Here is a 20,690-nt window from a genome sequence, read left to right on the forward strand (position 1 = left end):
CCCCGATCTTTTATGGATACCCAGACGGAAAAGGAACCCGGCCCCCATAAGAAAACGCCTCCCGGCTGGCTCTGGTGGAGCCTGCTGGGCGTAGGGCTGTATGTACTGGACCAGGCAAGCAAGCTGTGGATCGTCCACCGCTTCCCGCTGAACTACCTGAACGAGAAAGTCCACAAGTACGCCTACCTGCCGGACTTTCCGGGCTTCCACCACGTCAATGCGGACGGCACGCTGGACTTCGCCACGAACGGGCACATACCGGCGGCGGACATGGCGCAGTTCCAGGACCTGAACCCGAACACGGTGGACGCCCTGAACAGGCTGAGGGAGCTGGAACCCATTTCCTTCCTGGACGGCGCCGTGAATATCACCCGCGTGCACAACACGGGCGTGGCCTTCGGTATGGGGAACGGAACGGCATGGTCCAGCTACCTGTTCCTGGCGATTCCCGTGCTCGCCATCGTGGCCTTGGTCGTACTCTACCGGAAAAACTTCTTCCATACGGTATGGCTCAAGCTGGCCTATGTGTTGCTGCTGGCCGGGGTGGCGGGCAACCTGACGGACCGCCTGATGCAGGGCTTCCTGATTCCCTACGAACAGCCGCACGGCTTCTTCACGAAGCTCATGAACGGCTACGTGGTGGACTTCATTGACGTCACCATTCCCCTCTTCAACTACCGCTGGCCCGCCTTCAACGTGGCGGACTCCTGCATCTTCGTGGCGGCGATCATCTTCTTCATCGCCAGCATCTTCTCCGCCAGGAAGAAAGAGGAAAAACCATCCTGAAACGACCATGACCATCCGGACCATTATTCTGTCAGGACTGCTGCTGTGCGGGGGCCTCGCCTCCGGCAAAAATGAACTGTCCTTCAAGGAAACGGTGGTTCCGGTAAAGGTGGCTCCGGACCAAGACAGCATCACGGCCTCCTTCCCCTTCACCAATACCTCCGGCGTTCCCGTCACGATCAGCAAAATCCATGTCTCCTGCGACTGCACCACCGCCGGGGCGAAGGATAACAAGCTGACGTACGCTCCGGGGGAATCCGGCGTTATCAGCGCCGTGATGAAGACCGGCAACTTTTCCGGCACCGTGGACAAGGACATGACGGTGCACGCCAACGGCTCCGCCTACAAGCTGGTGATACGCGCGCAAATCCCGGACATCATCCGGATGGAACCCCGCAAGCTGGAATGGACCAGGGGAGAAGCCCCTGCCCCCAAGACCATTAAAATCACCATCTCCAAGGAACTGCCCGTCAACCTGACCACGGTGGACCTGACCGGGGACGCCTTTGACTATGAGCCCGTGACCGTGAAGAAAGGCAGGGAATACAAAATCATCGTCACTCCCAAGTCCACGGCCAAGCCGGCCTTCAACACCATCTGGGTGCGCACGGATTCCACCGTGCCGCGCTACAAGCGCCAGATGGGGTTCCTGACCATCAAGGAAAACTGACCTTCCCTTCCCCACATGAGAGACGCCCTTTCCACCGCCCTGAAGCTCCTGCTGGCCGTATTCCTGCTGGCCGTGGGCATCGCTGCGCTGGACCTGCGCGTCATCCAGCCGTTCCGCACGCCGCCCTGCAATCCGGAGACGCTGGAGGAGGGGCATGTGTGCCTGGCCCAGGTGCTGAAGGAATGGCCGGGAAAAGTCATCTGGATAGACGCCAGAAAACAGGACGACTTTGAACGCCACACTATCACGCAGGCCCCCGTCTACCCCATCCGCCCGGCGGACGCCAATTACCAGGAACTCCTGGCCAACGCCATGGAAGCCCTGATGACGGCGGAAGACAAGGGCTGCTGCATCGTCATCTTTTGCAGCAGGGACTGCACCTCCAGTGCAGCCGTAGCCAATGAACTGAAAAAGCCGGAATACGGCATCCGCGCGCCCATCTTCATTCTGGAAGGGGGCTGGGACGAATTGCGCAAAGAACCCTCACTCGTACCATAGCCATGCTTGACACAGCAACCATCCGCCCGCAGTTTCCCATCCTGGAAACCAGCGTGCACGGCAAACCGCTCATTTACCTGGACAATGCGGCCACCACGCAGAAGCCCCTGGCCGTCCTGGATGCCACCCGGAATTATTATGAAACGCAGAACGCCAACGTGCACCGCGGCTCCCACTACCTGAGCCAGCTTGCCACGGAGGCGCATGAAGAGTCGCGGGAAACGGTGGCCCGGTTCATCAACGCGCCGGAAACGGCGGAAGTCCTGTTCACCTCCGGCTGCACCATGGGCATCAACCTGGCGGCAGACACCATCGCCAGGTCCGGAATGGTCAAGCCGGGGGACGAAGTTATCCTGACCGCCTGTGAGCACCACTCCAACATCGTCCCCTGGCAGATGCTCTGCGAACGCACGGGCGCGGTCCTCAAGGTAGTCCCGCTGACTCCGGGCCAGACGCTGGACATGGAGGCCTACCGGAACCTGCTTTCCCCCCGCACCCGCATCGTGGCCGTGGGCCACGTCTCCAACACGCTCGGAACAATCAATCCCGTGCAGGAGATCACCGCGCTTGCCAGGGAAAACAGGCCGGACACCATTGTGCTGATTGACGGCGCCCAGGCCGTCTCCCACATGAACGTGGACGTTCAGGAACTGGGATGCGACCTGTACGCCTTTTCCGGCCACAAGCTGTATGCTCCCACCGGCATCGGCGCGCTGTGGGGAAAAAGGGAGCTGCTGGAAAAGCTGCCGCCGTGGATGGGCGGCGGGGAGATGATCAAGGAAGTCACCTTTGAAAAAACCGTCTACAACGACATCCCTTTCAAATATGAGTCTGGGACGCCCAACATTGGCGGAGCGGTAGGTCTGGCGGCGGCCATCCGCTACGTCTCCGGACTGGGGCTGGACAACATCGCCGCCCATGAACAGAAACTGACGGACATGGCCGTGGAAGGCCTCAAAGCCATGCCGCGCCTGACCGTGCTGGCCCCGGACGTGCCGCACAGCGCCGTGGTCTCCGTCCTGGCGGAAGGCATCCACCATTACGACCTGGGCACCCTGCTGGACCAGATGGGCATTGCCGTGCGCACCGGGCACCATTGCTGCCAGCCTCTCATGTGCGCCCTGGGAACCACGGGAACCACCCGCGCCTCCTTTGCCCTGTACAATACGGAAGAGGAAGTTCAGACTTTCCTCAAGTCCATGAACCGGGCTCTGGACATGCTCTCCTGACCTCTCCGCCCCCTTCTCTCCTTGTTCATCATGAAAACGGCTTCCGCCCTTCTTCTAGGCCTGCTCATGGGCCTTTCCGGCTGTTCCCTGCACCACCAGCAGCAGGAAAGGGCGTACGCCCATTACCAGGATGACGCCGCAGCCATCCGGGAAGCCCAGGCCGCATGGCTCATCCTCTCCTCTCCCCGCCGCAGCAGGGAATGGCCGGAAGCCAGAAAAAAATACAACGCATGCATCCGGAAGCTGGCCTCCCACCTGAAAGAGGCCAAACGGGAGGGCGGCATGAATGAGAAGAAGCGTCAAAGCCTCCCCTTCATCATTGAAAAATCTCCTTACGCCAAGGACAGCAACCCCTGGTTCTACGAGGCCATCTTCATGTCCGACGAAGTGGACCCCACCTTCCGCCTGCGGGAAAGCGTAACCGTGGAGGGAATGGGCATTCCCCTGGCGGGCCTGGCGCCCCAGGGCGTCTCCCGGCCCCATGCCAACGTGCTCAAGGACAACGGGAACGTGCACACGCTGACGGCCATCCTGGACTTTGACCGCATGGTGGACGGGAAGCCCACCCTCCGCACCATTCCCCGTCTGATGAATGAGCACGTCTTCATCGGCAAAAACAAGGTGCGTCAGCCCCTGGCGGCCAACTTCTCCGTTCCCATCGCCCTTTTCTGGAAGCTTTCCGACGCGGACGGAACGGAACTGCTGGGCGCGTTCCGTCCCAAAAAGGCCATCAATACGATGGGGCTTTATTTTTCCGAACCCTATGACCCTCGGAAAATTCCCGTGGTCTTCACCCACGGCCTGATGTCCGGCCCCGCCACCTTTGCCAACCTGACCAACCGCCTTCTGGTGGATCCCGTCATCCGGGAAAACTACCAGTTCTGGTTCTTCGGCTATCCGTCCGGCCTGGCCTGGACCATTCCGGCCAGCAGGCAGCGGAAGGCCCTGGAGGAACTCATGCAGGAATACAATCCCCGCGGCGACTCCAGGGAAATGAACAACATCGTCATGGTGGGGCACTCCATGGGCGGCCTCATCACCCGCTTCAACAACTCCACCAAGCCCTGGACGCTGATGAAGGGCCTCTTTGAGCTTCCCCCGGAAACCTTTGCAGACATGACGCTGGAGAACTGGAAAACCGGGCTGGAACCCCTGCACTGTGACGAGCCCATGCTTGAACAGCTCCAGAACAATTTTATCTTCTCCCCCGCCAGGGGCGTCACGCGCATCGTGTACATGGCCACCCCGCACCGCGGCTCCACCTTTGCGGACAACTGGATAGGGCGGCTGGGCCAGCGCCTGATCGACCTCCCGGCGGACATGCTGGAGGAAGTCACCCGCATCGCCACCCTCAGCCGCGGCATGTTCCTGCTCAATCCCCTGCAGCTGAAGGACGAACTCACCAGCATCCGCCAGCTTTCCCCGAACTCCTCCCTGGTCAAGTACATGTCGGAGCTGCGCGGGGACCCGAACGTTCCCGTCCATTCCATCATCGGGGACAGGGGCAGGAACGATACGCCCCACTCCTCCGACGGCGTGGTCAAGTACCGCTCCTCCCATCTGGACTGGAGCGCCAGTGAAAAAATCGTCCCGTCCGGGCACAGCGTGCAGGATGACCCGGCCGCCGCCGTGGAACTGCGGCGCATCCTCCGGGAACACCTGATGAAGGTCAAGGGGCGCCAGACGCTGGAGGAAGCGGACGCACGGGCCGCCACCCCGGTGTGGCAGACCAACCCCGCCCCGCCCATCATCCTGAAAAGGCCGTAATGCAGGAATGCGGCTCCCCGCCGGGCCTCTGGAAATAACCCGCTCTTTCGCATGCATGATTTCCTGTCCCAGCTCCTGTCATCCATCATGGTTGACTGGACCGCGTTCAAAGCGAAAAAGGAAGAACGGTTCCTGAGTAAAAAGGAGGTTCGGGCAATCGTGGACAAACACAAACTCCCCGCTGAATTTGCCGGTTCGGCCTTCCGGCTTCTGCCTCTCCTGTTTTAACCGGACGGCAGGGAAAAAGGCCGTCGTCCGGCCACGGAACGAAGAGGAAACAACCCTTCCTGAAAACGGAGGGGGCATCCGCCTTTTCCAACAAACTTCCCCGTCAGGAAAAACCATTGCGCCAGCGGAAGGAACAGGCCCGTCAACCGTATGGATACGGAAAGAACGGCCCCTCGGGACGCCTTCTTCAAAGGAGAGCGTCCGCCCCGCCCGGAAAAGGCCGTTCCGGCCCGGCACGAGCGGTTTCCATTCAGCGTCAGGACATCCCGCCAGCAAAATATGCCCGCTTATAGAGTTGCTTCCGGCAAGGATTTTAAGGTAGACTGTTTGCCGATACTATTCCACCTCCCTTTTCCATGCCTGCCGACGATTCCCTTTCCATGGACCAGATTTCCGCCCTCTTCCCCCAGTTGGAAAACATCCAGCTTGTCGGGGCCAAAGGCCCCCAGCAAATTTTCACCGCCACCCTGAAATCCAATTTCGCTCCCGTCATGCTGCGGGTGGTCCCCACGGAGGAAGCCGGAGTCTTCGGCTGGGATCCGGAATTCATCGTCCGCTCCCTTACCATTGTGGAACAGGCGCACCAGGGCCTTCTGCGCGTTTACGAAGTGGGACAGGCAGGACCGTTCACCTTCATCATTTCCGAACACTCCCCCTATCCGCGCCTGGCGGACCTGGAAACCCTCCCCCAGATATCCCCCCAGGCGGCGCTCAACCTGGTGCGGAACATGGCGGAAGGCCTGCTGACGCTGCACCGGAAAAACATCTTTCACGGCGGCATCACGCCCAAGCTGATTTCCCTGCGCGCGGACGGCGGAGACGCCCTGCTGCTGCCCATCAACATTTATCCCGCGCAGCCCCCGGTAGACATGGGGGACTTCGCCTCTCCGGAATGGGTCACCGGGGCGGAAGCCGCCTTCACGCCGGGCATGGACATTTACGCCCTGGGGCTGACGCTCTACATCCTGCTGACCCGCAAGACGCCGATGGAAGCGGGCTTCGCCATGCCCTCCACCCTGATCAAGTGCAGCGACGCCGTGGACGCCGTGATCTCCCGGGCCATCAATCCGGACACCCGCGAACGCTACCGGAACCTGGGGGACTTCATCACGGACCTGGACAAGGCCATCGCCAGCCCCACGGGAAGAAACGCGGCAGCCATTCCTCCCCGGCCATCCTCCACGCCCGTCCCCGCCATGAATATGCAGAAAGGGCAGACCAATGTTTACTACTACCTTATCCCGGCCCTGATCGTGGGCATTGTGCTGACCTACACCTGCATCCTGTACAAGAAGGACGTCGTCAGAATGCGCAATGACTACAACGAACAGGTGCAGAAGGAAAACAACGCGAAGGCGGATGCGGCGAGAAAAGCGAACAGGGAAGCGCGCCGCCATGCTCCGGCAACGCCTGCGCCCTCTGCCCCGGCCGTCGCGGAAAACACCACTCCGGCCCCTGCGGTTCCCGCACCTGCCCCGCTCCCGCATCCGGAGCCCGTGCCTGCAGCTCCCAAACCCTCCGCCGAACCCGGCAAAGTCAACTGGAGCCTTCAGCCCGGCGTCAAGGTGCGCCAGAGCTCCAACCGCAACATGCTGGGCGCCTACGGTCCGGAAAAGGCCGTGGACGGCAATACCAGCTCCGAGCTTTCCGACGTTTCCATCAGCGCCACCGGCGTGGCGGAAGGAAAAACCGCCTGGTTCGGCATCGACTTCGGCAAGGAGACCAACCGCACCATAGAAAAAGTGGTTATTTACACGCCAGCCAACCTGACTCTGCTGGGCACCATGGAGGAATTCAAGGTGATTCTGTACGATAATGACAAGAACGTGCTGGCGGAAAAAACCTTCAACACCACACCCTCGGAAAAATCCACCAACGTCACCACCTGGAAGCTGGAAGCTCCGGTCAAGGCGCGCGCCCTGCGCGTGGAATCCACCGATCCGGCCCATCCGCTGGCGCTGACGGAAGTGGAGGCATACGGCCCGGAAGAAGCGGCGGAAACACCGGCCCCCGCACCTGCGGAAGAATAATGCCTGCGGAAGCGTTTTCAGCCGGAATTCCGCCCCTCCGGAAGCTTGGCATCCTCTTGTTCCTCCTGTGCCTGTTTGCCCTGGCGCTGGCCGGGGGCACCCTCTATGTGCTTTTCCACGATCTTCCCCTGATTCAGCAAGCCATCTCGGAAATGCTGGCTCAAACCATGAAGGAACTCCAGGAAGGGGACCGCACCTCCCTTTCCCTCTCCCTTGCCAGGGCGGATGCAGGCTCCGCCGCTCCGTTTACGCTGGACGGCGGCCTGTTTTACCTGTCCATGGCCGGGCTGGTGGTCTGCTGGCTGATGCTGGTTTACCGGCTGGCGCAGAATGCGGAAACGGTGAAGAAGGAAGCCATGCGCTCCTCTCCCCTGCTCTGCGTCCTTTCCTTCTTCCTCCCCGTGGGCAATATCTGGATGCCCCTTCAAGCCATGCTGGATGTCAACAAGGCCCTCTCCTTCCCCGGCCCTTCACGCGGAAAAGGCTGGATATGGCTGGCCTGGGCCGTCAGCGTGCCGGGTTCCCTGCTCATCTTCCTGTATACGCTGTTCCAGCCCCTGTTCCGTTTCTCGGAGACGCTCCGGGCATGGGCGAAAGAAAGCCCGGAAAACGTGCTTGCGCTGGACCGGGAGCTGGAAGCCCTGCTGAACGGCATGGTGCGCCCCGTCATCATGTACAACGGAACGGCCTTCCTGGTGAGCCTGGCAAGTTCCGTGCTGATGATGCTCCACTTCTATTTCCTGCAAAAGAGGCTGGCCAACCGCCTGCCTTCCTGATTAGCTCCCTCCCCCCGGCAAAGCCCCGCCGGAAGAAACGGAAAAGCCGGAGGGCTTGTTCCATCCCGTTCCTTTTTCTTGCCGGCTTTCTTTCAGCCTCTCTCCCCCTTTCCGGAACTTTCACCGGGAAAAACCGTGTTGCCCTCACAGGGGGGGGCACGAAAATTTTTTCACGCCTTCCTTTCCCGTCCGACCCCTTCTTCCTCCGGGGTGGAATAAAACCTTCCGGGCATAGAAAACCCGGCCTCGCCTCACGGCGGGCCGGGCCAGCAAAAATAGCAATTTTTCCGATTACCGGTTGGCGGACTTCACGATCATGGCGTCCTTGCCGATACGGCCGCGCAGGTAGTGAAGCTTGGCACGGCGGACCTTGCCTCGGTTCACGACTTCAATCTTGGCGATGCGGGGGGTGTGCAGGGGGAACACGCGCTCCACGCCTTCACCGTAGGAAATCTTGCGGACCGTGAAAGCTTCATTGATGCCGGAACCGCGCTTGGCGATCACGATGCCCTGGAAAATCTGGATACGTTCCTTGCCGCCTTCAATAACACGAGTGTGAACCTTGATGGTATCACCTACGTTAAATGGGGTCACATCCGCCTTGAGTTGCTCTTGCTCGATTTTGTTGATAATGTTCATCTTGTGTTATCTATTGCTGGTGAATATCAGTAAAAGGAAAACTTACGGGACGCAGAATATGGGCCATAATCCCCTAAAAGGCAATCCAAATTTGCCGTACGGCCTTAATTTTATTTTTTAGGCGGGGGCGGCGGCGGAGCTATCCTTGCATGCCACTCCTCCAGCGCCGGGAGAAAGGCGGAGGAAGACATGAGGGCGCGGACGCTGTCCATCCGCAGCAGGAAGGCCTTGTCCCCGCCCTGGGCGCGGTCCGCCAGCAGGGACTCCAGCAGAAGACGGGCGCGGGTGCGGGCGTCCGGCGCGCCGTCAAGGGCGGAGAAAACCAGCTCCCCGGCCCGTGCCGGCTCCTTCCGGTACAGGTATTCCAGCGCCAGCGCTTCATAAAGGCAGGAGGAGGGTGCCTTCCGGGCGGATTCCAGCAGGCGCGCGGAACGGTCCCGCCAGCGGTCCCCGAACTGTACAGAGGAAGCCCACCAGCCCTGGAAATAGCGGTCCTCTTCCGTCGGCTTCACGTCCATGTCCTTCATGCGGGCGTACGGACGGTAGAGGGGGTCCCCGAACACCACCCCCTGCCAGGACAGTACGGGCATGCTCATCCAGGAGGCTTCCGCCACGGTATAGCCGTCCAGCAGGCGGTCCGCAAAAATGTCAAAGCGGTGGCACGCGCCCAGGAACGGTTCATACACGTTCCCCACCGTCACGTCCGCCCCCTTTTCCAGCAGGGCGGAACTCCACCCCCTGCCGGGAATCTTGAAATCGGAGGCGCTGAAGGAATGCAGGTGCATGGCGACCGCTCCGGGCCGGAAACGGAAGGTTGGGTCCGTAAACGGACCGTTCGCATTCCCGGTGTACCAGCCGCAGTAAAGCGCCGTGTCCCGGCTCAGCGGAAATTTCTCCGGAAGAGTCTGGGGCCAGTCATCCAGGTAAACGGGGATTCCCGCTTCCCGCACGCGGCGGAACACGGCGTCCAGCCACTGGTCCCCCTGGGCGTAGGGGCCGCCCCGGTCCACCACCGCCCACCCCCACAGGCCCTTCTTCTCCACCTCCGCAGGTTCCGTGACCAGCCGCAGGCAGGTATCCGCCGTCAGGCCGTCCAGGCGGCACACCAGGAACGTGGGCAGGCCGGAGCCCACAAAATCCTCCTTCCTGTCAAAATAGGGGTTTCCTACCCAGGCCTTCCTCTCATAACCGTCCACCGCCAGCAGCGCCAGTTCGGAATCCACGGCGGCGCGGTCCGTCTGCATCTGGTTGATATCTTTCCCGGGAGGGGGAACGGGCGCTTCATGGCGTATCTTCATCGGCAGGTCCGCCATCAGCACCAGCGCAAAAATCTTCCGGTCCATCATGGGGGCGGAGGCAATGCCGGACGGCACCCACCACCGCTGCTCCCGCGCCGTCCGCAGCAGGGGCGCACGGATCAGGTCTTCATACTCCTTCCGGGAAATCTCGTTGGCCGAGGGGCAGTCCAGGGAAACCAGGTTCCCTTCCGGCACGCCGCGCACCCGCGCATACTCCCTGGCCATGCGGCGGCTCAGCTCGGATTTTCCGTTGTAAACCACGGCCACATGGGCGGGCAGCAGCTCATAGGCACACGCGGCGGAAAACCACGACGCCAGCAGGAACAATACGGCTAATCCCCTCTTGAACATGCCCCTACCATACCTCATCTTCCGGGGCAATCAAGCAGGTGAAACGGAGCGGGCGCGATTTCGCCATTTTTCCGCTTTTCGCTTCACATCTAAAAAAAATCCGCTTTAATGGCTCCTGATGTATTGCAGGCTTCCACCTGCATTCCCTACAACCATCATACGCATATGATTCAACAAATTGACCATATCGGCATCGCCGTCAAGAGCCTTGACGCCACCGTTCCCTACTACCGTGATGCGCTCGGACTCGGAGAGCCCCACATTGAGGAAGTGCCCACGCAAAAGGTGCGCGTCGCCATGTTTGACGTTGCCGGAGTCCACATCGAACTGCTCGAACCCACCTCTCCGGAAAGCGCCATCGCCAAGGCCATCGAGAAGAAAGGGGAAGGCATCCACCACATCGCTTTCAAGACCAACGACATTGCTGACAACATCTCCCAGGCCAAGGAAGCCGGCCTTACCGTGCTGAACGACCCGCCCGTCCCCGGCGCGCACAATACGCAGGTCACCTTCCTGCATCCCAAGTGCACCTTCGGCGTGCTGACCGAATTCTGCCAGCACCCCGGCGGTTGCGGATGCGGCAAGTAACATTCTCCGAATCCACCATACCACTATACCAATGGCTATTGATCCCAAATTGATTGACGATCTGAACAGCCGCCGCAAGAAGGTCATCCTCAGCGGCGGTCAGGAAAAGATCGACAAGAGACACGAAAAGGGCGAAATGACGGCCCGCGACCGCATGGGGTACCTCTTTGAAGAAGGCACCTTCTCGGAAATCGGCATGCATGTGCGCCACAACTGCCACAACTTCGGCATGGGCAAGAAGGAAATCCCCGGCGACGGCGTCGTTTCCGGCTTCGGCCTCGTGAACGGCCGTCCGGTCGCCTGCGCGGCCTCCGACTTCCTGGCCCAGGGCGGCTCCCTCGGCTACATGCACGCCATGAAGATTGCGGACGCCCAGAAGTACGCCCTGAAAGCCGGCATCCCGATGGTGACGGTGAACGACTCCGGCGGCGCGCGCCTCCAGGAAGGCGTGGCGGCCCTGTCCGGCTACGCCCAGGTGTTCTACAACAACGTGCTGGCTTCCGGCGTGGTTCCGCAGATATCCATGATCCTGGGGCCCTGCGCAGGCGGCGCGGCCTATTCCCCCGCCCTGACGGACTTCATCATCATGCGCAATTCCGGCAACGCCGGCATGTACATCACCGGTCCCAAGGTGATTGAACAGGTCACGTATGAAAAGTGCACGATGGACGACATCGGCTCCGCGGCCATCCACGCATCCGTGTCCGGCAACGTCCACTTCGTGGCGGACAGCGACGCGCACGCCCTGGACATCCTGAAGAGGCTCCTTTCCTTCCTTCCCGCCAACAACGCGGAAGAACCGCCCCACAAGCTGGACACCCCGCTTGACCTGAGCGCGGACGAAGGCATGAGCGACCTGATTCCCGGCGACAACCGCACGCCCCTGGACGTCCAGCCCATCATCAGCCGCCTGGTGGATGACGGGGATTTCCTGGAAGTGCACAAGGACTTCGCCAAGAACGTCGTCGTCGGCTTCGGCCGGGTCTGCGGCGTGGTGGTCGGCATCATCGCCAACCAGCCCAACGTGAAGGCCGGCTGCCTGGACATCGACTCCTCCGACAAGGCCGCCCGCTTCATCCGCTTCTGCAACGCGTTCAACATCCCATTGGTGAACCTGGTGGACGTGCCCGGCTTCCTGCCCGGCAAGAACCAGGAACGCGGCGGCATCATCCGCCACGGCGCCAAGCTCATCTTCGCCTATTCCCAGGCCACGGTTCCCAAGGTCACCCTGATCATGCGCAAAGCCTACGGCGGCGCCTACATCGCCATGTGCTGCAAGGACCTGGGCGCTGACGCCGTTTTCGCCTGGCCCGGCGCGGAAATCGCCGTGATGGGCGCGGAAGGCGCTGTTCCGGTGCTTTACGGCCGCGAGCTGAAAGCCGTAGAAGACCCCGCGGAAAAGGCCAAGCGCCAGGGAGAACTTCTGGAAGAATACCGGGAGGCCTTCTACAACCCGTACGTGGCGGCCGGCATGGGCCAGATCACGGAAGTCATCAATCCGGAAGAAACCCGCGCCAAGATCGCCTTCGCCCTGCGCACCCTCCTGAACAAGAAGGAAGTGCGTCCGGCCAAGAAGCACGGCAACATTCCGCTCTAACATCCATCTTAACGGATTCATATGTTACTTACGACACTCGCCTTTGCGCAGGGCATGGCCAACATCATGGAGAATCTGGACTACCAGATCGTCGGCATTCTGGTGGTCATGATGTGCCTGGGTGGCCTGGCCGTCATTCTGACCATCAGCGGCTCCATTGCCGCTTCCATCCAGAACAAGGCCAAAGCCAAGGCCGCAGCGGCCTCCGCCGCTCCCGCTCCTGTGCCTGCCTCCGCCCCTGCGGCAGCAGGCAAGCCGGGCATGACTCCGGAAATGCTCGCCATCCTCTCCGCAGCCGTGGACTCCGCCATGACGGAGCTCACGCCGGAAATGGTGGCCGTCATCTCCGCCGCCGTGGACGCAGGCCTGGACGGCATGAGCCACCGCATCGTGGAAATCAAGCAATCCCCGGGCTCCGGCTATGCGGCCGCAGGCAGGGCGGAAATCTTCGCCTCCCACCGCATCCGGCCCAGTCATTGAACCACTGCATTATTCACCCTTACCCCCGCCCCCGGCGGGAATCATTTAACTTAATATTCCATACCATACATTATTATGAAGAAACTTCGCATCACCGTAGACGGCAAGGTATTTGACGTATCCGTAGAACTCCTGGACCAGGTCTCCTCCACTACCTCCGCCCCGGCTCCGGCCCCCGTTGCAGCCCCGGCTCCCGCACCCGCAGCCTCCGCCCCTGTCGCGGCGCCCGCTCCGGCTCCCACGCCCGCCCCCGCCCCGGCCGCCGCCGGTGCAGGAGACGTGCCCAGCCCGCTCGCCGGCAAAGTCGTTTCCCTGGACGTTGCCCCCGGCACCGCCGTGAAGGCCGGTGACCAGATCCTGACGCTGGAAGCCATGAAGATGAACACCATCATTTACGCTCCCGCCTCCGGCACGCTCACCGCTTTCTGCGTAAGCGCGGGCGACACGGTTCAGGAAGGACAGGCGCTGGCCAAGATTGGTTAATCTCGGCGGGAGCCGCCCGGCCCCCCTAACACAGGTCCGGACTCCGACTCAGACTAAAAACCGCTACAATAATTATTCCATATGAGTCTTTTTGATTCATTAATCACCTTTTTACAGGGGATGGGCATCTTCTCCCTATCATGGCAAATGGTAGGGATGTGGGGCATTGCCGTTCTTCTCCTGTACCTGGGTGTAGCCAAGCAGTACGAACCTCTTCTGATGGTTCCAATTGCCTTTGGCGCATTAATTGCCAACATTCCGGACAACGGAATGCTCATCACCCAGCTGAACCAGCAGGTCATCTCCTCCAATAAGGCGGGGGAAGTGACCGCCACGTCCCTCAACAACGTGGGCTACCTGCGCGTTCACGTGGCCCCGCTCCAGCAGGCCCCCGTCAAGGTGCCGGCCAACCTGACCACGCCTGAAGCCCGCGCCCAGTATCTGGCAAACATGGAACAGCCCATGCAGGTTTACCCCGGCAGCCCGCTGACCGTCTCCCAGATCAAGCCCGTGCGGGAATCCCAGGAAAAAGCCAAGGCTGACGCCGCCCTTCTGGGGGACGACAGCCTGACGGTGGACCCCAACCTGAAGGACTTCCACAACGTGACGGAAGCGGACGCCAACGATCCGGTGTACCTGCTCACGAACGGTGGAGTCACCACCGTTCTGCGCCAGAAGGGAGTCAACTACTTTGACACGGAAGGTAACCAGGTTCCGGTGAATCTGGAAACGCAGAAGCTGGAACCCCTGGTGGTCTCCGCCGCAGGCAAGTACGTGGCCGTGGGCCAGCACACCCAGGAATTACTGGTCACCTCCATCCATGGGGGTCTGTACGACTGGATCGGGCTGGGCATCAAGGCTGAAATCTTCCCGCCCATCATCTTCCTGGGCGTGGGAGCCCTGACGGACTTCGGCCCGCTGCTCGCCGCACCGCGCACCCTTCTTCTGGGTGCAGCGGCCCAGGTGGGCGTGGCCGCCACGTTCTTCATGGCCCTGTTCATGGGCTTCACGCCCAATGAATCCGCCTCCATCGGCATCATCGGCGGCGCTGACGGCCCCACCTCCATCTTCCTGACGATGAAGCTGGCTCCGCACCTGCTGGGCGCCGTGGCCGTGGCCGCGTATACGTACATGGCCCTGGTCCCGCTGATACAGCCGCCCATCATGGCTCTGCTGACCACGAAGAAGGAGCGGGTCATCCGCATGAAATCCCTGCGAACGGTCAGCAAGAGTGAAAAACTGTTCTTCGCCGTGCTGGTAACCATTGTCACCATCCTGCTGATTCCGGACGCCTCTCCGCTGATCGGCATGCTGATGCTGGGCAACTTCCTGCGCGAGTGCAAGGTAACGGAACGCCTGGTGCAGGCCTCCCAGAATGAAATCATCAACATCGTCACCATCTTCCTGGGCACCTCCGTGGGCCTCACGATGCAGGGTGACCGCTTCCTGCAGAAGGAAACGCTGCTGATCATTCTGCTGGGCATTGTCGCCTTCGGCGTAGCCACCGCGGGCGGCGTGATCGCCGCCAAGCTGATGAACCTCATCTGGCGCAAGAATCCGGTCAATCCCCTGATCGGTTCCGCAGGCGTCTCCGCCGTTCCGATGGCGGCCCGCGTCTCCCACAATGTGGGCCAGAAGTATGATCCCTCCAACTACCTTCTCATGCACGCCATGGGACCGAACGTTGCGGGCGTGATCGGCACCGCAGTCATCGCAGGCTACTACATTGCTACTCTGGCGAGATAACCTGACAGAAATTATTCCAGGCCTCGGCCCATCCCATGAATTCCACCGCCCCATCCCCCACTCCTCCAGAGGAGGAAGGACCATGCGGCGACTGGACCTATCATGAATGGGCCGAGGCTTCTTCCACCAATGACCTGGCCCGTTCTCTGCCCCCCCGCCACATTGCCGTCTGCCGCGTGCAGAAAAGCGGCCGCGGCAGGTTCAACCGCAAATGGGTAGGGGAGGAAGGCGGCCTGTGGTCCTCCTTCACCGTTCCCCTGGATACTGCGGCCGGCGTACACTGGGGCCATCTGCCCCTGGTTGCAGGGCTGGCCCTGCTCAACATGCTCCGCAGCATGGGCATTGCCAACGCGCGCCTGCGCTGGCCCAACGACGTCCTCATAGGAAAATCCAAACTGGCGGGCATTCTTGTGGAGCGCCCCTCCGCGCACATGGCCGTCATCGGCATAGGCATCAACATTTTCAATGACGTGGCCTCTATAGCCGGAGAAATCAAGGACCCTCCCGCAAGGCTCGCGGATCTTGTTCAGGACTGTCCCTCACTGCATGACGTCATGGCTTCCCTCGGCAGGCATTTGGACCAGGTTTTTTCTACCTTTGCCCACGGCGGCATCCCCACCCTTCAGGAGGGGCTGGCGCAAGCATGGGCCGGGGAAAGGTCGGTTTCCATCCTTACGGATGACGAAACCATCCGGGGAATCTTTACGGGGATTGACGATCAGGGCAATCCTGTGGTATCCCTTCCGACCGGTTCCCTCCGGACCGTTCCGGCACATCTGATCAACAGGCTTGTTGAAGAACAAGCCTGACCGCTCCGTTGACACGGAGTTTCTTTCTCTTTCATCCAACAAAAATCACTGACATGAGTTACAAGGAACTAACACCAGAAGAAGCAGCAAGCCTGATTAAACACGGCCACCACATTGGCCTGAGCGGGTTTACTCCCGCAGGGACGGCCAAGGCTGTGACGGCTGAATTGGCAAAAATTGCAGAAGCGGAACACGCTAAGGGGAACCCCTTCCAGGTGAGCGTCTTCACCGGTGCTTCCACGGGCGATTCCTGCGACGGGGTTCTTTCCCGCGCCAAGGCTATTCGCTACCGCGCCCCCTACACCACCAACGTTGACTTCCGCAAGGCGGTGAACAATGGGGAAATCGCCTACAACGACATCCACCTGTCCCAGATGGCCCAGGAAATCCGTTACGGGTTCATGGGCAAAGTAGACATGGCCATCATCGAAGCCTGCGAGGTCACGGCCGACGGTAAAATTTATCTGACGGCCGCCGGAGGGATCGCTCCCACCATTTGCCGCCTTGCCGACAAGATCATCGTGGAATTGAACGCCGCCCACAGCAAAAATGCCATGGGGCTGCATGACGTTTACGAACCCCTGGATCCTCCCAACCGCCGTGAAATCCCCATTTACAAACCCAGCGACCGTATCGGGAAACCATACATCCAGGTTGATCCGAAAAAGATCGTGGGCATCGTGGAAACCAACTGGCCGGACGAAGCCCGTTCCTTTGCCGCGGCTGACCCCCTGACCGATAAAATCGGGCAGAACGTGGCGGACTTCCTGGCCGCCGACATGAAGCGGGGCATTATCCCCTCCACCTTCCTCCCGCTTCAGTCCGGCGTGGGCAACATTGCAAACGCCGTGCTGGGCGCCCTGGGCCGCGACAAGACAATCCCCGCCTTTGAAATGTACACGGAAGTCATCCAGAACTCCGTCATCGGCCTGATCCGGGAGGGCCGCGTGAAATTCGGGAGCGCCTGTTCCCTGACCGTTACGAATGACTGCCTGGAAGGCATTTACAGGGATATGGACTTCTTCCGCGACAAACTGGTGCTCCGTCCCTCGGAAATATCCAACAGCCCGGAAGTGATCCGCCGCCTCGGCGTCATCTCCATCAACACCGCCATTGAAGCCGACCTTTACGGGAACGTCAACTCCACGCACATCGGCGGCACGAAGATGATGAACGGCATCGGCGGTTCCGGCGACTTCACGCGCAACGCCTATATTTCCATCTTCACCTGCCCGTCCGTCGCCAAGGACGGCAAGATCAGCGCCATCGTCCCCATGGTCTCCCACCATGACCATACGGAACATGACGTCAATATCATCATTACCGAACAGGGCGTTGCGGACCTTCGCGGCAAGAGCCCGAAAGAACGGGCCCAAACCATTATTGAGAACTGCGTCCATCCGGATTACAAGAACATCCTCTGGGATTACCTGAAACTGTCCGGCGGCAAGGCCCAGACTCCGCAGTCCATCCGGGCCGCCCTGGGCATGCATGCAGAGCTGGCCAGGAGCGGAGACATGAAGAATGTCGACTGGGCCCAATACCAGTAACCCCTGCCTGCCGTCATTCGCATTGACGCCCATGACTCCACGTTAACCCTACAGGACCGCTCCCGCGCAGGGAGCGGTCCTTTTCCTTTTTCCCGTCCTTCTCCACTTCCCGCTCCTCTCCCATGAACTGGATGATTTACCCCGCAGCCAAGGCATTTATCAGAGCCTGCACCTTCCTCTTCGGAGCAGGCGTCACGGCGACCGTCCTCATTCATCTTTTCATGCCCCTTTTCCTCCACTGCCCACGGACAGCCGCGCCCTTCCTGCTTTTGGGAACATGGTCGGAACTAATCTCCATCCTGGCCCTGTCTTTCCTCCTATCCTGGGGAAGCAGGGTCCTGCTGGCTTCCCAGGGGAGCAGGATCACAAGAATTCTAAGCGCGCTGGCCTTCCTGCCCGCCCTGTACTCCCTCCTCATTCCGTTTGCGGGGATGCCCGTCTTATTGCAATACGCGGAAATGGACAGGGTTTGGGAGTCCTTCCTCCTTCTGGCGGCCATCATTTCTTTCTTTTCCTTCCCTTATACGGCGGGATACGGATCCGCAGGCAGAAGGACATTCCTGGCCTGGGGCATTGCGGCGGCAGGCTGCGGACTGCAAAGCGTCCTGTTCTTCCTCTCCACCCTGTTGCGGCAGTGCCTGTCCTCCGTGGCTCCCTCCCTGGCAACGCCAGCTGCGTGGCTGGCCATTATCCTGTCCTGCGGCCTCGAAATCCTGCTAGCGGCCCTTTCCGTTATTCTGGTGCGGCGCCTTTTTAAAAACGCCATGTCCATAGCCTCCATGCCGGAATTGATGAATCCTTCCATGCCGGACAGCCGCCCGTAGGCCCCTCTCTCCATTCCTACAGGCTTTCCGAAAGAGTTCCTGCCTCATCCTGCGAAATGAATGCGCGCGCTCCGCGCCGCGGCCCTTCTTACAGCCCGGGTGCGGCTCCCGGAGCGCCGAAGCCTTTTACGGCTTTGAATAAAAAACCGGCGGCATCATTTATCCGTCCGGGAACACGGCCGTCCCTACGGGCAGGCACTGCAAGGGAGGCACCCACGCCCTCCGGGAATCCCGGGCTACGGCAGGGAGCCAACGCAACCCGGGCCATTTTCCCAGGCAGGGGAAACAGGAGCGCCGCTCGGAACGTTACTTCACCAATTCGTCCAAATAACAGCCGTAGCCGTTATTTTTCATGGCTCCGGCCTGAATACGCAGCGTTTCTGCGGAAATCCAGCCGTTGTTGAAGGCAATCTCCTCCAGGCACGCCACCTTGAAGCCCTGGTGGTGTTCCAGGGTGCGGACAAACATGGAAGCCTCCAGAAGGGTGTCGTGCGTGCCCGTGTCCAGCCACGTATAGCCGCGCGCCAGCTTTTCCACGCGCAGAAGGCCCTGTTTCAGGTACTCCTGGTTCACGGAGGTGATTTCCAGCTCTCCCCGGGCGGATTTGGGAATCCTCTTGGCGATCTCCACCACCTGGTTGTCGTAAAAATAAAGGCCCGTCACGGCGATGTCCGACTTGGGCTTGAGCGGTTTTTCCTCAATGGAAACGGCCTTTCCTTCTTCATTGAACTCCACCACGCCGAAACGCTGCGGATCGTGCACCTGGTAACCGAAAATGGTCGCCCCTCTCGTCAGTTCAGCGGCGCGCCTCAACTTCTCCGTCAGGCCGCGACCGTAAAAAATATTGTCCCCCAGCACCAGGGCCACGGTATCTTTTCCGATGAATTCCTCCCCGATGATGAAGGCCTGAGCCAGTCCCTCCGGCCTGGGCTGTTCCCGGTATTCAAAAGTTACGCCGAACCTGCTTCCGTCCCCCAGCAGATCCTGGTACAGAGGCAGGTCCCGCGGAGTGGAAATGACGAGGATTTCCCGTATCCCGGCCAGCATCAGCACGGAAATGGGGTAATACACCATCGGCTTGTCGTAAACGGGCAGCAATTGCTTGCTGACGGAAAGCGTGACGGGATGCAGGCGCGTGCCGCTTCCCCCGGCCAGAACAATACCTTTCATATCAATTTCCTAGCCATTGGTTCCCAGACGTTCCAGACGGTATTCCCCGGACAGGATTCCCCGCCACCAGTCCTCATGATCCAGATACCACTGAATGGTTTTCCTGAACCCGGAGGAATGGTCCTGGCGCGGAGACCAGCCCAGCTCCCTCCGTATTTTGGACGCATCAATCGCATAGCGCAGGTCGTGGCCGGGCCTGTCCTGCACAAAGGTGATCTGCTCCCGGTAGCTCCGGCCGTCCGCGCGGGGCCGCAATTCATCCAGATGGGAGCACAGCAGCTCCACCAGCTCCAGATTCGTTTTCTCGTTATTGCCGCCGATGTTGTACGTTTCGCCGGGTTTTCCGGAGGAAACGACCGTCAGCAGGGCTTCGCAGTGGTCCTCCACGTACAGCCAGTCCCGCACGTTTTCCCCCTTGCCGTACACGGGGATGGGCTCGCCGCCCAGGGCCTTCAGGACGACCACGGGAATCAGTTTTTCCGGGAACTGGTAAGGGCCGTAGTTGTTGGAACAGTTGGTAATCAGCACGGGCAGCCCGTACGTATCATGCCAGGCGCGCACCAGATGGTCGCTGGACGCCTTGCTGGCGGAATAGGGGGAATGGGGGCGGTACGGCGTGGATTCCGTAAACAGGCCGTCCTTCCCCAGGGAGCCGTATACTTCGTCCGTGGAAATGTGGTGGAAGCGGAAACGCTCCTTCTTCTCCCCCTCCAGGGAACGGTAATATTCCAGGGCGGCCTGGAGCATGGAAAAGGTGCCCATGACATTGGTGGTCATGAAATCCCCCGGATCGTCAATGGAACGGTCCACGTGGGACTCCGCCGCCAGGTGCATCACCCAGTCCGGTCCGTATTCCCGCAGGGTGTTCCGCATCAGGGCGGCGTCCCGAACGTCGGCGTGCAGGAAGCGGTACGCCGGAGAGTCCGCCGCGCCGTCCAGGGAACGGACGTTGCCGGCATAAGTCAGGGCGTCAATATTCAGGACTTCATGGCCGCGCTCAAGCAGCAGCCTGACCAGATTGGAGCCGATGAATCCGGCGCCCCCCGTAACGATAACTTTCATAACACTGTTTTCAGGGAAAGATGCGGCGCCATCATACAGCAGCGGCAGGGTTTTTCAAAACAAATCCGCCCATGCCGCCGGGAACATGGAGGCATGGGCGCGGAAAAGC

The 20,690-nt window shown here is 60.6% G+C and carries 20 protein-coding genes; 16 read left to right on the forward strand and 4 right to left on the reverse strand.

From position 1 onward, the window contains the following. The first annotated feature begins 12 nt into the window (after positions 1-12). From P8A25_RS10525 to P8A25_RS10560, 8 genes are all read left to right on the forward strand, one after another. Positions 13-786: a signal peptidase II gene (locus P8A25_RS10525; protein WP_215443821.1), complete on the forward strand. Its 774-nt coding sequence runs from the start codon at positions 13-15 to the stop codon at positions 784-786. A 7-nt stretch (positions 787-793) separates the two neighbouring features. Next, positions 794-1,456, forward strand: coding sequence for a DUF1573 domain-containing protein (locus tag P8A25_RS10530; protein ID WP_215443819.1), 663 nt, complete (start codon positions 794-796; stop codon positions 1,454-1,456). 15 nt (positions 1,457-1,471) lie between these two features. After that, positions 1,472-1,954, forward strand: a complete 483-nt coding sequence (locus tag P8A25_RS10535) for a rhodanese-like domain-containing protein (protein WP_022395947.1) — start codon at positions 1,472-1,474, stop codon at positions 1,952-1,954. 2 nt (positions 1,955-1,956) lie between these two features. Continuing rightward, on the forward strand, positions 1,957-3,183 hold the full coding sequence (locus P8A25_RS10540) for a cysteine desulfurase (RefSeq protein ID WP_215443817.1): 1,227 nt from the start codon (positions 1,957-1,959) through the stop codon (positions 3,181-3,183). A gap of 30 nt (positions 3,184-3,213) precedes the next feature. After that, the gene (locus P8A25_RS10545; protein ID WP_215443815.1) at positions 3,214-4,950 is read left to right on the forward strand and encodes an alpha/beta fold hydrolase; all 1,737 of its coding nucleotides are present in this window, start codon (positions 3,214-3,216) and stop codon (positions 4,948-4,950) included. A gap of 87 nt (positions 4,951-5,037) precedes the next feature. Then, complete coding sequence (locus P8A25_RS10550) at positions 5,038-5,178, forward strand: hypothetical protein (RefSeq protein ID WP_215443813.1); 141 nt, start codon at positions 5,038-5,040, stop codon at positions 5,176-5,178. 356 nt (positions 5,179-5,534) lie between these two features. After that, the gene (locus P8A25_RS10555) at positions 5,535-7,208 is read left to right on the forward strand and encodes a discoidin domain-containing protein (RefSeq protein ID WP_215443811.1); all 1,674 of its coding nucleotides are present in this window, start codon (positions 5,535-5,537) and stop codon (positions 7,206-7,208) included. Continuing rightward, positions 7,208-7,984, forward strand: coding sequence for a DUF4328 domain-containing protein (locus P8A25_RS10560; RefSeq protein WP_215443809.1), 777 nt, complete (start codon positions 7,208-7,210; stop codon positions 7,982-7,984). Before P8A25_RS10555 ends, P8A25_RS10560 begins: the two co-directional genes overlap by 1 nt. 291 nt (positions 7,985-8,275) lie before the next feature. On the opposite strand, the gene rplS is transcribed toward P8A25_RS10560, so the two are convergent. Further along, a complete protein-coding gene (rplS, locus tag P8A25_RS10565; protein WP_012419257.1) occupies positions 8,276-8,623 on the reverse strand; it encodes a 50S ribosomal protein L19 in 348 nt (115 codons plus the stop codon). 110 nt (positions 8,624-8,733) lie between these two features. After that, positions 8,734-10,272: a TIGR03790 family protein gene (locus P8A25_RS10570; RefSeq protein ID WP_180971848.1), complete on the reverse strand. Its 1,539-nt coding sequence runs from the start codon at positions 10,270-10,272 to the stop codon at positions 8,734-8,736. A 165-nt stretch (positions 10,273-10,437) separates the two neighbouring features. Between P8A25_RS10570 and mce the strand changes: the two genes are divergently transcribed. The 8 genes from mce to P8A25_RS10610 all read left to right on the forward strand — a co-directional run bounded on the left by mce (position 10,438) and on the right by P8A25_RS10610 (position 18,349). After that, entirely contained in the window at positions 10,438-10,860 is a 423-nt protein-coding gene (gene mce / locus P8A25_RS10575; RefSeq protein WP_102722924.1) for a methylmalonyl-CoA epimerase, read from the forward strand. A 31-nt stretch (positions 10,861-10,891) separates the two neighbouring features. Next, positions 10,892-12,457 carry an acyl-CoA carboxylase subunit beta gene (locus P8A25_RS10580; RefSeq protein WP_022395955.1) on the forward strand — a complete coding sequence of 522 codons (1,566 nt, stop codon included), beginning with the start codon at positions 10,892-10,894 and terminating at the stop codon, positions 12,455-12,457. A 21-nt stretch (positions 12,458-12,478) separates the two neighbouring features. Further along, positions 12,479-12,937 carry an OadG family transporter subunit gene (locus P8A25_RS10585; protein WP_215443807.1) on the forward strand — a complete coding sequence of 153 codons (459 nt, stop codon included), beginning with the start codon at positions 12,479-12,481 and terminating at the stop codon, positions 12,935-12,937. Positions 12,938-13,012: 75 nt separating this feature from the next. Then, positions 13,013-13,420 (forward strand): acetyl-CoA carboxylase biotin carboxyl carrier protein subunit, encoded by a 408-nt coding sequence (locus P8A25_RS10590; RefSeq protein WP_180971744.1) that lies wholly within the window; start codon positions 13,013-13,015, stop codon positions 13,418-13,420. 156 nt (positions 13,421-13,576) lie between these two features. Further along, positions 13,577-15,166: a sodium ion-translocating decarboxylase subunit beta gene (locus P8A25_RS10595; protein ID WP_343123161.1), complete on the forward strand. Its 1,590-nt coding sequence runs from the start codon at positions 13,577-13,579 to the stop codon at positions 15,164-15,166. A gap of 35 nt (positions 15,167-15,201) precedes the next feature. Next, complete coding sequence (locus P8A25_RS10600) at positions 15,202-15,975, forward strand: biotin--[acetyl-CoA-carboxylase] ligase (RefSeq protein ID WP_102722866.1); 774 nt, start codon at positions 15,202-15,204, stop codon at positions 15,973-15,975. Between the two features lie 53 nt (positions 15,976-16,028). Next, positions 16,029-17,525 (forward strand): acetyl-CoA hydrolase/transferase family protein, encoded by a 1,497-nt coding sequence (locus P8A25_RS10605; protein WP_102722867.1) that lies wholly within the window; start codon positions 16,029-16,031, stop codon positions 17,523-17,525. Between the two features lie 122 nt (positions 17,526-17,647). Further along, the gene (locus P8A25_RS10610) at positions 17,648-18,349 is read left to right on the forward strand and encodes a hypothetical protein (RefSeq protein ID WP_102731740.1); all 702 of its coding nucleotides are present in this window, start codon (positions 17,648-17,650) and stop codon (positions 18,347-18,349) included. Positions 18,350-18,655: 306 nt separating this feature from the next. Here P8A25_RS10610 and rfbA read toward each other — a convergent pair whose 3' ends face one another. Next, entirely contained in the window at positions 18,656-19,519 is an 864-nt protein-coding gene (gene rfbA, locus P8A25_RS10615; protein WP_102722869.1) for a glucose-1-phosphate thymidylyltransferase RfbA, read from the reverse strand. A gap of 9 nt (positions 19,520-19,528) precedes the next feature. Beyond that, positions 19,529-20,581 carry a dTDP-glucose 4,6-dehydratase gene (gene rfbB / locus P8A25_RS10620; RefSeq protein ID WP_102722870.1) on the reverse strand — a complete coding sequence of 351 codons (1,053 nt, stop codon included), beginning with the start codon at positions 20,579-20,581 and terminating at the stop codon, positions 19,529-19,531. Between the last annotated feature and the right edge of the window lie 109 nt (positions 20,582-20,690).

The organism is Akkermansia sp. BCRC 18949, assembly GCF_045011645.1.
Classification (GTDB): Bacteria; Verrucomicrobiota; Verrucomicrobiia; order Verrucomicrobiales; family Akkermansiaceae; genus Akkermansia; species Akkermansia massiliensis.

What these genes read in the sequence shown, in the direction of transcription:
- P8A25_RS10525 (WP_215443821.1), top strand. Translation starts at nt 13, where the DNA reads ATGGATACCCAGACGGAAAAGGAACCCGGCCCCCATAAGAAAACGCCT.
- P8A25_RS10530 (WP_215443819.1), top strand. Translation starts at nt 794, where the DNA reads ATGACCATCCGGACCATTATTCTGTCAGGACTGCTGCTGTGCGGGGGC.
- P8A25_RS10535 (WP_022395947.1), top strand. Translation starts at nt 1,472, where the DNA reads ATGAGAGACGCCCTTTCCACCGCCCTGAAGCTCCTGCTGGCCGTATTC.
- P8A25_RS10540 (WP_215443817.1), top strand. Translation starts at nt 1,957, where the DNA reads ATGCTTGACACAGCAACCATCCGCCCGCAGTTTCCCATCCTGGAAACC.
- P8A25_RS10545 (WP_215443815.1), top strand. Translation starts at nt 3,214, where the DNA reads ATGAAAACGGCTTCCGCCCTTCTTCTAGGCCTGCTCATGGGCCTTTCC.
- P8A25_RS10550 (WP_215443813.1), top strand. Translation starts at nt 5,038, where the DNA reads ATGGTTGACTGGACCGCGTTCAAAGCGAAAAAGGAAGAACGGTTCCTG.
- P8A25_RS10555 (WP_215443811.1), top strand. Translation starts at nt 5,535, where the DNA reads ATGCCTGCCGACGATTCCCTTTCCATGGACCAGATTTCCGCCCTCTTC.
- P8A25_RS10560 (WP_215443809.1), top strand. Translation starts at nt 7,208, where the DNA reads ATGCCTGCGGAAGCGTTTTCAGCCGGAATTCCGCCCCTCCGGAAGCTT.
- rplS (WP_012419257.1), bottom strand. Translation starts at nt 8,623, where the DNA reads ATGAACATTATCAACAAAATCGAGCAAGAGCAACTCAAGGCGGATGTG.
- P8A25_RS10570 (WP_180971848.1), bottom strand. Translation starts at nt 10,272, where the DNA reads ATGTTCAAGAGGGGATTAGCCGTATTGTTCCTGCTGGCGTCGTGGTTT.
- mce (WP_102722924.1), top strand. Translation starts at nt 10,438, where the DNA reads ATGATTCAACAAATTGACCATATCGGCATCGCCGTCAAGAGCCTTGAC.
- P8A25_RS10580 (WP_022395955.1), top strand. Translation starts at nt 10,892, where the DNA reads ATGGCTATTGATCCCAAATTGATTGACGATCTGAACAGCCGCCGCAAG.
- P8A25_RS10585 (WP_215443807.1), top strand. Translation starts at nt 12,479, where the DNA reads ATGTTACTTACGACACTCGCCTTTGCGCAGGGCATGGCCAACATCATG.
- P8A25_RS10590 (WP_180971744.1), top strand. Translation starts at nt 13,013, where the DNA reads ATGAAGAAACTTCGCATCACCGTAGACGGCAAGGTATTTGACGTATCC.
- P8A25_RS10595 (WP_343123161.1), top strand. Translation starts at nt 13,577, where the DNA reads ATGTGGGGCATTGCCGTTCTTCTCCTGTACCTGGGTGTAGCCAAGCAG.
- P8A25_RS10600 (WP_102722866.1), top strand. Translation starts at nt 15,202, where the DNA reads ATGAATTCCACCGCCCCATCCCCCACTCCTCCAGAGGAGGAAGGACCA.
- P8A25_RS10605 (WP_102722867.1), top strand. Translation starts at nt 16,029, where the DNA reads ATGAGTTACAAGGAACTAACACCAGAAGAAGCAGCAAGCCTGATTAAA.
- P8A25_RS10610 (WP_102731740.1), top strand. Translation starts at nt 17,648, where the DNA reads ATGAACTGGATGATTTACCCCGCAGCCAAGGCATTTATCAGAGCCTGC.
- rfbA (WP_102722869.1), bottom strand. Translation starts at nt 19,519, where the DNA reads ATGAAAGGTATTGTTCTGGCCGGGGGAAGCGGCACGCGCCTGCATCCC.
- rfbB (WP_102722870.1), bottom strand. Translation starts at nt 20,581, where the DNA reads ATGAAAGTTATCGTTACGGGGGGCGCCGGATTCATCGGCTCCAATCTG.